Source organism: Bradyrhizobium sp. (genome assembly GCF_036009065.1).
Lineage (GTDB): Bacteria > Pseudomonadota > Alphaproteobacteria > Rhizobiales > Xanthobacteraceae > Bradyrhizobium.
In genome coordinates, this window is sequence record NZ_DASYMN010000110.1 from 1 (window position 1) to 10510 (window position 10510).

A 10510-nucleotide genomic window follows, 5' to 3' on the forward strand; every position below is an offset into this window, starting at 1 on the left:
GATCCTCGCAACCGACCCCGACCGCGAGGGCGAGGCGATTTCCTGGCACGTGCTGGAAGTGATGAAACAGAAGCGCGCGCTGAAGGATCACAAGATCGAGCGCGTGGTGTTCAACGCCATCACCAAGCAGGCGGTGACCGAAGCGATGAAGAACCCGCGCCAGATCGACGGCGCGCTGGTCGACGCCTATATGGCGCGCCGCGCGCTGGACTATCTGGTGGGTTTTACGCTCTCTCCGGTGCTGTGGCGCAAACTGCCGGGCGCCCGCTCGGCGGGACGCGTGCAGTCGGTGGCGCTGCGTCTAGTCTGCGACCGCGAACTGGAGATCGAAAAATTCATCCCGCGCGAATACTGGTCGCTGGTCGCCACGCTGACCACGCCGCGCGGCGACGCCTTCGAGGCGCGGCTGGTCGGCGCCGACGGCAAGAAGATCCAGCGCCTCGATATCGGCACCGGCGCCGAGGCGGAAGATTTCAGGAAGGCCATTGAAGCCGCGAACTTCACGGTCTCGACGGTCGAGGCAAAACCGGCGCGCAGGAATCCCCAGGCGCCCTTCACCACCTCGACGCTGCAGCAGGAAGCCAGCCGCAAGCTGGGCTTTGCGCCCGCGCATACCATGCGGATCGCGCAGCGGCTCTACGAGGGCATCGATATCGGCGGCGAGACCACCGGCCTCATCACCTACATGCGAACCGACGGCGTCCAGATCGACAATTCGGCGATCACCCAAGCGCGCAAGGTGATCGGCGAGGACTACGGCAATGCCTATGTGCCGGAGGCGCCGCGTCAGTATCAGACCAAGGCCAAGAACGCACAGGAAGCGCATGAAGCGATCCGGCCGACCGACCTGTCGCGCCGCCCCGCCGAGATGCGCCGCCGGCTGGATAACGATCAGGCGCGGCTCTATGAGCTGATCTGGATCCGCACCATCGCCAGCCAGATGGAATCCGCCGAACTGGAGCGCACCACCGTCGATATCGCCGCCAAGGCCGGATCGCGCATGCTGGAGCTGCGCGCCACCGGCCAAGTGATCAAATTCGACGGTTTTCTGGCGCTCTACCAGGAGGGCCGCGACGACGATGGCGACGACGAGGACAGCCGCCGCCTCCCCGCCATGAGCGAGGGCGAAGCGCTGAAACGCCGGGATCTCGCCGTCACCCAGCACTTTACGGAGCCGCCGCCGCGTTTCTCGGAGGCATCGCTTGTGAAGCGCATGGAAGAACTCGGCATCGGACGGCCCTCAACCTATGCCTCGATCCTTCAAGTCTTGAAAGATCGCGGCTACGTAAAACTCGAGAAAAAACGGCTGCATGGCGAAGACAAGGGCCGCGTCGTCGTCGCGTTCCTGGAGAACTTTTTCGCGCGCTATGTGGAATACGATTTCACCGCCAATCTCGAGGAGCAGCTCGACCGCATCTCCAACAATGAAATCTCCTGGCAGCAGGTGCTCAGGGATTTCTGGACCGATTTCATCGGCGCCGTCGACGAGATCAAGGATTTGAAAATCTCGCAGGTGCTGGATGTGCTCGACGAGATGCTGGGGCCGCACATCTATGCGCCGCGCGAGGATGGCGGCGATCCAAGGCAGTGCCCGAGCTGCGGCACCGGCAAGCTCAACCTCAAGGCCGGTAAGTTCGGCGCCTTTGTCGGCTGCAGCAATTATCCGGAATGCCGTTACACCCGTCCGCTCGCCGCCGACGGCGAAGCCACCGGCGACCGCATTCTCGGCAACGATCCGGTATCCGGCCTTGAAGTCGCAGTGAAGGCCGGCCGCTTCGGCCCCTACATCCAGCTCGGCGAGCCGAAGGATTACGCCGAGGGCGAAAAGCCGAAGCGCGCCGGGATTCCGAAAGGCACCTCGCCTGCCGACATGGAGCTTGAGCTGGCGCTGCAACTCCTGTCATTGCCGCGCGAGGTGGGAAAACATCCGGAAGATGGCGAGCCGATCAAGGCCGGCATCGGCCGTTTCGGGCCCTATGTGCAGCACGGCAAGACCTATGCGAGCCTGGAGGCCGGCGACGAGGTGTTCACCATCGGGCTCAACCGCGCGGTGACGCTGATCGCCGATCGAATCGCGAAAGGCCCGAGCAAGCGCCGGTTTGGCGCCGATCCCGGCAAGCCGCTGGGCGAGCATCCGACGTTGGGCGCCGTCGCAGTCAAGGGCGGACGCTACGGCGCTTACGTCACCGCCGGCGGCGTCAACGCCACCATTCCCAGCGACAAGACCCAGGAGACCATCACGCTGGAAGAAGCCATTTTGCTGATCGACGAGCGCGCCGCAAAAGGCGGCGGCAAGCCGAAACGGGGTGCGAAGAAAGCGCCGGCGAAGAAGGCTTCGGCAAAAGCCGCTGCGGATGCAACCGCGCCGAAACCAGCCAAGAAGGCCCTGGCAAAGAAATCCGTGGCAAAACCGAAATCCGATGCGGCCAGCAAAGCGCGTGCGCCGGTGACGGCGACCGCCAAGACGTCGCCGACCAAACCGGCAAAGCCGGTCGCCAAGACGAACCCCGGCAAGGCGAGCGGATAAGAGTTGGCCAAACAGCGCGAGCAGAGCTTTCCGAGCCGGGAGACCATCCTCGCATTCGTCCGCGCGCATCCCGGAAAGGTCGGAACCCGGGAGATCGCGCGCGAGTTCGGGTTGAAGAATGCCGATCGGGTCGAGTTGAAACGCATCCTGCGCGAGCTGGCAGACGAAGGCAGTATCGCCAAGCAGGGCAAGAAAATCCACGAGCCGGCGGCGCTGCCGCCCACCGTGATGGCCGATATCACCGGCCGCGACAGCGACGGCGAATTGATCGCCACCCCAACCGAGTGGGATGAGGAACAGAGCGGCGCGCCGCCGAAAATCCGCATCCATGTCCCGCGCCGCCCGCAGCCGGGCACCGCGGCAGGCGTCGGCGACCGCGCGCTGCTCCGCGTCGAGAAACCCGATGCCGAAGGCGGCGCTTACAGCGGCCGCGTCATCAAGGTGGTCGATCACGCCAAGACCCGCGTGCTCGGAATCTTTCGCAGCGTACCCGGCGGCGGCGGACGGCTGGTGCCGGTGGACAAGAAACAGGCCGGCCGCGAGTTGAATATCGCCAAGGCCGACTCCGGCGGCGCCGAGGACGGCGATCTCGTCAGCGTCGATCTGGTGCGCTCGCGCGGTTTTGGACTGGCATCGGGCAAGGTGAAAGAGCGGCTCGGCTCGCTGGCGAGCGAAAAGGCCGTCAGCCTGATTGCGATCCATGCCCACGAAATTCCGCAGGCGTTTTCGCCGGCCGCCTTGCGCGAAGCCGAGCAGGCAAAACCCGCAACCCTTGCTGGCCGCGAGGACTGGCGCGATGTGCCGCTGGTGACCATCGATCCACCCGATGCAAAAGATCACGACGACGCGGTGCATGCGGAAGCAGATCCCGATCCCAACAACAAGGGCGGCACCATCCTCAACGTCGCCATCGCCGACGTCGCGTTCTATGTGCGGCCGGGTTCGGCGCTGGACCGCGACGCGCTGACGCGAGGCAATTCGGTTTACTTCCCCGACCGCGTGGTGCCGATGCTGCCGGAGCGTATTTCCAACGATCTGTGCTCGCTGGTGCCGGGGGAGCCGCGCGGCGCGCTGGCGGTGCGGATGGTCATCGGCGCCGACGGACGCAAACGCTCGCACTCCTTTCATCGCATCCTGATGCGCTCGGCGGCGAAGCTGAGCTACGCGCAGGCGCAGGCCGCCATCGATGGCCGGCCCGATGACACCACCGGCCCCCTGCTCGCTTCCGTGCTGAAGCCGCTCTACGCGGCCTACGCCACGGTGAAACTGGCGCGCGACGAGCGCGATCCGCTCGACCTCGATCTGCCGGAACGCAAAATCCTGCTCAAGCCCGACGGCACCGTTGATCGCGTGGTCGTGCCGGAGCGGCTCGACGCGCACAAATTGATCGAGGAATTCATGATCCTTGCCAATGTCGCCGCGGCCGAAATGCTTGAAAGGAAGGCGCTGCCGCTTATCTACAGGGTGCACGATGAACCGACGCTGGAGAAGGTTCACAACTTGCAGGAATTTCTCAAAACCCTCGATCTGCCGTTCGCCAAAAGCGGCGCATTGCGCCCGGCGCTGTTCAACCGCGTGCTGGCGCAGGTCAAGGGCCACGATTCCGAACTGCTGGTGAACGAAGTGGTGTTGCGCTCGCAGGCCCAGGCAGAATATTCCGCCGAGAATTACGGCCATTTCGGCCTGAACCTAAGGCGCTACGCGCATTTCACTTCGCCGATCAGGCGATACGCCGACCTCGTCGTGCACCGCGCGCTGATCCGCGCCCTCGGACTTGGCGAAGGCGCATTGCCGCAGACCGAGACGGTGGAGACGCTCAGCGAAGTCGCGGCGCAAATTTCCGTCACCGAGCGCCGCGCCATGAAGGCCGAGCGCGAAACCGCCGACCGGCTGATCGCGCATTTCCTCGCCGACCGCATCGGGTCGACCTTTCAGGGCCGGATTTCCGGCGTCACCCGCGCCGGACTGTTTGTGAAACTGACCGACACCGGCGCCGACGGGCTGATCCCGATCCGCACGCTGGGATCAGAATATTTCAATTACGACGAGGCGCGCCATGCGCTGGTCGGCTCGCGCAGCGGTGCCATGCACCGGCTGGGGGACGTGGTCGATGTACGTCTGGTAGAAGCAGCCCCGGTGGCGGGCGCGTTGCGGTTTGAACTGCTGTCGGAAGGCCGCGTCGCGACCCGCGGACGCAGGCGCGAGCAGCCGCGCGGCGATGGCGCGAAAGCTCAACCCAATCCGCAGGCAAAAGCTCATCCGGGCCGCAGCCCGCGCAAGAAAGACCGCAAGGCCGGCAAGGCCAAGAACAAGGGCAAGCCCGGCAAATCGAAGAAAGGCCAGTCATGGAAAACGTGAACGAGCCGACCAAAGTCTGGACCCGGGATTCCGCGCCGGCGGAAAAGCGCGATGTGTGGACTGCGCTGAAGCGCGGGCTGCGCGGTCGTTGCCCGCGTTGCGGCCAGGGAAAACTGTTTCGCGCCTTCCTGAAGGTGGACGATCATTGCGCGGTATGCGGGCTCGATTATACCCCGCATCGCGCCGACGACCTGCCGGCCTATCTGGTGATCGTCATCGTCGGCCACATCGTGGTGCCGATGATTCTGTGGATCGAGACGGATTATTCACCCTCGGTGCCGTTGCAGCTATCGATCTATCTGCCGCTGACGCTGATCCTGTCGCTGGTGCTGCTGCAGCCGGTGAAGGGTGCGGTGGTCGGCGTGCAGTGGGCATTGCGCATGCACGGATTTGACGAGAAGAATCCCGAAGGCCAATAAACCCCGATGCGTCATGCGCGGGCTTGACCCGCGCATCCATCTTCTTCGCAAAAAGTTTTTTCAAGAGGATGGATTGCCGGGTCAAGCCCGGCAATGACGCAAGAAAAACATGTAGGGCGCGACTGAAATGAGCGAAGCGGCAAGCGTCGTCAAAGAAGAGAAAGAGGCCGATCATCACCCCTATCGCCGGCCGGTGGATGCCGCCACGCTGATCCTGATCGATCGCAGCGGCGCGACGCCGAAGGTTCTGGTCGGCAAGCGCCACGACAAGGTGGTGTTCATGCCCGGAAAATTCGTATTTCCAGGCGGCCGTGTCGACCCGTCGGACAACCGCATTCCCGTTGCTGCGCCGATTCCGCAAGAACTTGAAGCTAACCTGCTTATGGGCAGTCCCCGGATTGCGCGGTCGCGCGCGCGCGCGCTGGCGATCGCCGCCATTCGTGAGGCCTGCGAAGAAACCGGACTTTGCCTCGGCGCCAAGAGCAACGGCGCTGCGCCGAAACTCGACGGCGTGTGGAAACCTTTCAGCGACGCCGGCCTGCTGCCGGATCCGTCCAGCCTGTTCCTGATCGCGCGCGCGATCACGCCGCCCGGCCGCGTGCGGCGGTTCGATACGCGGTTTTTCACTGCGGACGCATCGGCCATCACCCATCATGTGCCGGGCGTCATTCACCCCGATGCCGAGCTGGTGGAACTGGTGTGGTTCGAGATCGGCTCCAAACCGCTGGCCGACCTGCACAACATGACCAGGAATGTTCTGGATGAACTGGAAAAGCGCCTCGCCGCCGGGGCGCTCAGCCACGACGCGGCGGTGCCGTTCTTCCATTTCTACGGCGGCAAGATGCACAGGGATGTGCTGGGCAGGGCATGAACATAACCTCATCCTGAGGAGCGGCGCCTTCGCCGCGTCTCGAAGGATGAGGAGTGCTCATCCTCATGGTTCGAGACGGCGCAAGCGCGCCTCCTCACCAAGAGGCGAAGGGATTGGAGCAATGACAAAACGTCAATTGAAGCTCGGCGCGTTCATGCGGCCGGTCAGCATTCACACCGGCGCGTGGCGTTATCCCGGCGCCTGGCCGGACGCCAATTTCAATTTCGCGCACATCAAGCAACTGATCTGCAAACTCGAAGCCGGAAAGTTCGACGCCTTCTTCCTGGCCGACCACCTGGCCGTACTGAACATGCCGGTCAATGCGCTGAAGCGCAGCCACACCGTCACCTCGTTCGAGCCGTTCACGCTGCTCTCGGCGCTGGCCGGCTTGACCGAACATATCGGGCTGATCGCGACCGGCTCGACCACCTTCGACGCGCCCTACCACGTCGCCCGCCGTTTTGCCTCGCTCGATCACATCAGCGGCGGACGCGCGGGCTGGAACATCGTCACCACTTCCAATCCGGATGCGGCGCTGAATTTCGGGCTGGAAGACCACATGGAGCATGCCGAGCGCTACAAGCGCGCCCGGGAGTTCTACGACGTGGTCACCGGCTTGTGGGATTCATTCGCCGACGACGCTTTTGTGCGCGACGTCGAGAGCGGCCTCTATTTCGATCCGGAAAAGATGCATGTGCTCAATCACAAGGGAAAATATCTCTCGGTACGCGGACCGCTCAACATCGCCCGCCCGGTGCAAGGCTGGCCGGTGATCGTCCAGGCCGGCGCCTCCGAGGACGGCAGGCAGCTCGCCGCCGAGACCGCGGAGGCGGTGTTCACCGGCGGCGGTCCGCTCGCCGACGGCCAAAAACTCTATGCCGACATCAAGGGCCGCATGGACAGGCTCGGCCGCAACCGCGAGCACCTGAAAATCCTGCCGGGCGCTTTTGTCGTGGTCGGCGACAGCGTCGATGAAGCCCAGGAGAAGCGCGCGCTGCTCGACAGCATGGTGCATTACGACAGCGCCATCGCCTCGCTTTCGGTGCAATTAGGCACCGATGTGTCGGGCTTCGATCCCGATGGGCAGCTGCCGCCGATCCCCGAGACCAACGCCAGCAAGAGCGGCCGGCAGCGGCTGGTCGATGCCGCCGCGCGTGGCAAGCTGACGGTGCGCCAGCTCGCCGAGCGCGTCGGCGGCTATGGCGGGCTGTCGTTTGTCGGCACGCCGCAGACCATCGCCGATCAGATGGAGGAATGGCTGACCACGGAAGGCTGCGACGGGTTCAACATCATGTTCCCCTATCTGCCGGCCGGGCTCGACGATTTCGTCGATCGCGTGGTGCCGGAACTGCAGAAACGCGGTATTTTCCGGCGTGAATACGAGGGAAAAACATTGCGGGAAAATCTCGGCCTGCCGCGGCCGATAAACCGGTTTTTCGAGGCCTAAATCCGAGGTTATCGATCCTAAAACCTTGACTTTGGGGCGTTCGAAGCTAGGTTGCGGCCCAAATGCTGGCCAGTTTGTCTGGCAGGCTTTGTTTTCCGGACATCAGGGGTTTTAAGCCATGGCCAAAGCGGTCACCATCAAGGTCAAGCTCGTCTCTACCGCGGACACCGGCTTCTACTACGTCGCCAAGAAGAACTCGCGCACCATGACCGACAAGCTGGTCAAGAAGAAGTACGACCCGGTCGCGCGCAAGCACGTCGAGTTCAAGGAATCCAAGATCAAGTAGTCGCCGGGCGCTTGGCGGGATTTGAGCGGGGCCTTCGGCCCCGTTTTTGTTTTTGCAACCCTCGTGTCCCGGGCGCGATGCAGCGCGTAGCTCTTCGCGAAGCGCTGCTTCGCAGAACCGGGACCCCGGTTTCCTCGAGCAGCAAGTAACCGGGGCCCCGGCTCTGCACCGCTCCGCAAGAGCTACGCGCTGCGCTGCGTCCGGGGCACGAAAGTCTGTTCGAGGCTGCTGTTCACGAACTTGTGAATGTATGCCTATCCAACACCCCAAAACCTGGTTTATCCTGCTCGCGTCCTGTCCGGTGAGGGGGGCGCTTTCTAGAAGCGATCCTTCAGCGGGCAGAGCGAAAGCTGGCCGGACCGGGGCGCCCCGGAACGGTCGACAGGCCGGTGGTCAAGGTGGAGCGCCGGGAGGCGCTGCGCCCTACGTCACTGGGCGCGCGCGGTGCCTTGCCGCGCGAGGTGGGTACGTCAATCCCGCCTCTAAGGGTGCCCGTTGGTGCCCTGGCGCCTCCCGCCGCTCCACCCCTCGCTTGGGTTCGCGAGGGACTGGCAAACCTCGGACGCACTGCGCCGCGAGAACGCAGAAGTGTGGCTGTTTGAAACTTGAAAAAGAACTTAAGCAAGACGCCGCAACATACTCGGCGTCGTACGCGGGCTTGACCCGCGTATCCATCACGCTTTGCAAGAGTCTTGCGAGGAAGCAGGGATTGCCGGGTCAAGCCCGGCAATGACGGACTACGCCGCGGTCGCCACCACGCGGTTGCGGCCGTCGTGCTTGGCGCGGTAGAGCGCGGTGTCGGCACGCTTGAGCACGTCGGCGATGGCTTCGCCCTTGCGCTCCAGGATCGACAGCCCGATCGAGATCGTCACCTCGATGCGCCTGGCGCCTTTGTTGACCGCGAAGGGTTCGCCGGCGATGGAGCGCCGCAGCCGCTCGGCCACCATGCCGGCGACGTGCAGGTCGGTTTCCGGCATCACGATGACGAATTCCTCGCCGCCGTAGCGGCAGGCCAGATCGATGCCGCGGATCGACTTGCGGACCCGCACCGCAAATTCGCGCAGCACATCGTCGCCGGCGTCGTGGCCGTAATTGTCGTTGATCGCCTTGAAAAAATCGATGTCGAGCATCATCAGCGCCAGCGGCTTGCCCCGGGACGAGGCCTGTTCGGCGAGCGTTCCCAAGTGGCTTTCCATGTAGCGGCGGTTATGCAGCCCGGTGAGCCCGTCGGTGATCGCGGCCTCGATCGAGTGCTGCACATTGTCGCGCAGATGATCGGTGTAACGCCGCCGGCGAATCTGGGTGCGCGCGCGGGCCAACAATTCGTTCTTGTCTACCGGGCGCAGCAGATAGTCGTTGACCCCGATCTCAAGCCCGCGCAGCAGCCGGGTGTTGTTGTCGGCGTCGGCAATGGCCAATATCGGCACCTGCCGGGTGCGCTCGAGCGAGCGCGCCTGGCTGCACAGCCGCAAGCCGTCGTAATCCTGCAGGCCGAGCGAGACGATCAAAAGGTCGTAATTGCCCTCGGCGGCGTGAAACAGCGCTTCCGCCGGATTGCACTCGACGTCGACGGTATGTTCGGCTGACAGCACCGGCGCCAGCCGCTCATAGGAGGATGGCCGGTCGTCGACCAGCAGGATGCGGCCGCCCTTGCCGACGTCGGCAACCGCGCTATGCTCGGGCGCCTGCACGCCGATTTCGAGCGAGGTGATCGCGCGCATGCGCAGCTCGTCGGTCATCATCTTCAGCCGGGTCAGCGAGCGCACCCGGGCGATCAGCACCACGTCCGACACCGGTTTGGTCAGAAAATCATCGGCGCCGGCCTCCAGCCCGCGCACGCGGTCGGCGGGACTGTCCAGCGCGGTCACCATCACCACCGGGATGAAATGCGTCGCAGGATTGGCCTTCAGCCGCCGGCAGACTTCAAAACCGTCCATGTCCGGCATCATCACGTCGAGCAGGATGATGTCGCATTCGGCGCGCGCGCAGATCGCCAGCGCCTCGGCGCCGTTGGACGCGGTCAGCACGTCGAAATATTCGGCCGACAGCCGCGCTTCCAAGAGCTTCACATTGGCGGCAATATCGTCGACGACCAGGATACGCGCGGACATCAAAACCACTCCTAACCGATAAAACGCCGAACCGTTTCAATGAATTTGCCGACCGATATCGGCTTGGAAAGATACGCCTCGCAGCCGCCCTCGCGGATGCGCTCCTCGTCGCCCTTCATCGCAAACGCCGTCACCGCGACCACCGGGATGGCGCGCAGCTCCGGATCGTCCTTGATCCAGCGGGTCACTTCAAGGCCGGAGACCTGCGGCAGCTGGATATCCATCAGGATCAGGTCGGGCCGAAGTTTTCGCACGAGATCGAGCGCCTCAAAGCCGTTGCTGGTGCCTGAGGTCTGGTAGCCATGGGCTTCCAGGAGATCGCGAAAGAGCTTCATATTGAGCTCGTTGTCCTCCACGATCAGGACGGTTTTTGCCATCCCGCCCCTCCCGTCAGCCGGTTCCGGCAGCCCGATGCAGCCGCGCCGTCGAATGCGCTCGACGGCGAATTCAAATTAGCGCCAGATTCGCTCTAACCTGTTAAGCCCGAGTGC

At 63.9% G+C, this 10510-nt stretch carries 8 protein-coding genes; 6 read left to right on the forward strand and 2 right to left on the reverse strand.

Annotated elements, in window-relative coordinates; translation table 11 throughout:
• The 6 genes from topA to rpmG form a co-directional block, all read left to right on the forward strand.
• On the forward strand, positions 1-2527 hold a 2527-nt coding region (gene topA, locus VGP39_RS07085), incomplete at its 5' end, for a type I DNA topoisomerase (RefSeq protein WP_327567395.1).
• A 3-nt stretch (positions 2528-2530) separates the two neighbouring features.
• A complete protein-coding gene (rnr, locus tag VGP39_RS07090) occupies positions 2531-4885 on the forward strand; it encodes a ribonuclease R (protein WP_327567396.1) in 2355 nt (784 codons plus the stop codon).
• Positions 4873-5304: a DUF983 domain-containing protein gene (locus VGP39_RS07095; RefSeq protein WP_327567397.1), complete on the forward strand. Its 432-nt coding sequence runs from the start codon at positions 4873-4875 to the stop codon at positions 5302-5304. Before rnr ends, VGP39_RS07095 begins: the two co-directional genes overlap by 13 nt.
• 127 nt (positions 5305-5431) lie before the next feature.
• Positions 5432-6175 carry an NUDIX hydrolase gene (locus tag VGP39_RS07100; protein ID WP_327567398.1) on the forward strand — a complete coding sequence of 248 codons (744 nt, stop codon included), beginning with the start codon at positions 5432-5434 and terminating at the stop codon, positions 6173-6175.
• Between the two features lie 121 nt (positions 6176-6296).
• Entirely contained in the window at positions 6297-7622 is a 1326-nt protein-coding gene (locus tag VGP39_RS07105; protein ID WP_327567399.1) for an LLM class flavin-dependent oxidoreductase, read from the forward strand.
• 118 nt (positions 7623-7740) lie between these two features.
• Positions 7741-7908 (forward strand): 50S ribosomal protein L33, encoded by a 168-nt coding sequence (gene rpmG, locus VGP39_RS07110; protein WP_027537094.1) that lies wholly within the window; start codon positions 7741-7743, stop codon positions 7906-7908.
• A 737-nt stretch (positions 7909-8645) separates the two neighbouring features.
• On the opposite strand, the gene VGP39_RS07115 is transcribed toward rpmG, so the two are convergent.
• Both VGP39_RS07115 and VGP39_RS07120 read right to left on the reverse strand, forming a co-directional pair.
• Positions 8646-10019 carry a PleD family two-component system response regulator gene (locus VGP39_RS07115; RefSeq protein ID WP_327567400.1) on the reverse strand — a complete coding sequence of 458 codons (1374 nt, stop codon included), beginning with the start codon at positions 10017-10019 and terminating at the stop codon, positions 8646-8648.
• Positions 10020-10030: 11 nt separating this feature from the next.
• Entirely contained in the window at positions 10031-10396 is a 366-nt protein-coding gene (locus VGP39_RS07120) for a response regulator (RefSeq protein WP_027538546.1), read from the reverse strand.
• Positions 10397-10510: the final 114 nt, after the last annotated feature.

Bases quoted from the DNA above. Each gene is read 5' to 3' on its own strand.
- VGP39_RS07095 (WP_327567397.1), top strand. From the start codon at position 4,873: ATGGAAAACGTGAACGAGCCGACCAAAGTCTGGACCCGGGATTCCGCG.
- VGP39_RS07100 (WP_327567398.1), top strand. From the start codon at position 5,432: ATGAGCGAAGCGGCAAGCGTCGTCAAAGAAGAGAAAGAGGCCGATCAT.
- VGP39_RS07105 (WP_327567399.1), top strand. From the start codon at position 6,297: ATGACAAAACGTCAATTGAAGCTCGGCGCGTTCATGCGGCCGGTCAGC.
- rpmG (WP_027537094.1), top strand. From the start codon at position 7,741: ATGGCCAAAGCGGTCACCATCAAGGTCAAGCTCGTCTCTACCGCGGAC.
- VGP39_RS07115 (WP_327567400.1), bottom strand. From the start codon at position 10,019: ATGTCCGCGCGTATCCTGGTCGTCGACGATATTGCCGCCAATGTGAAG.
- VGP39_RS07120 (WP_027538546.1), bottom strand. From the start codon at position 10,396: ATGGCAAAAACCGTCCTGATCGTGGAGGACAACGAGCTCAATATGAAG.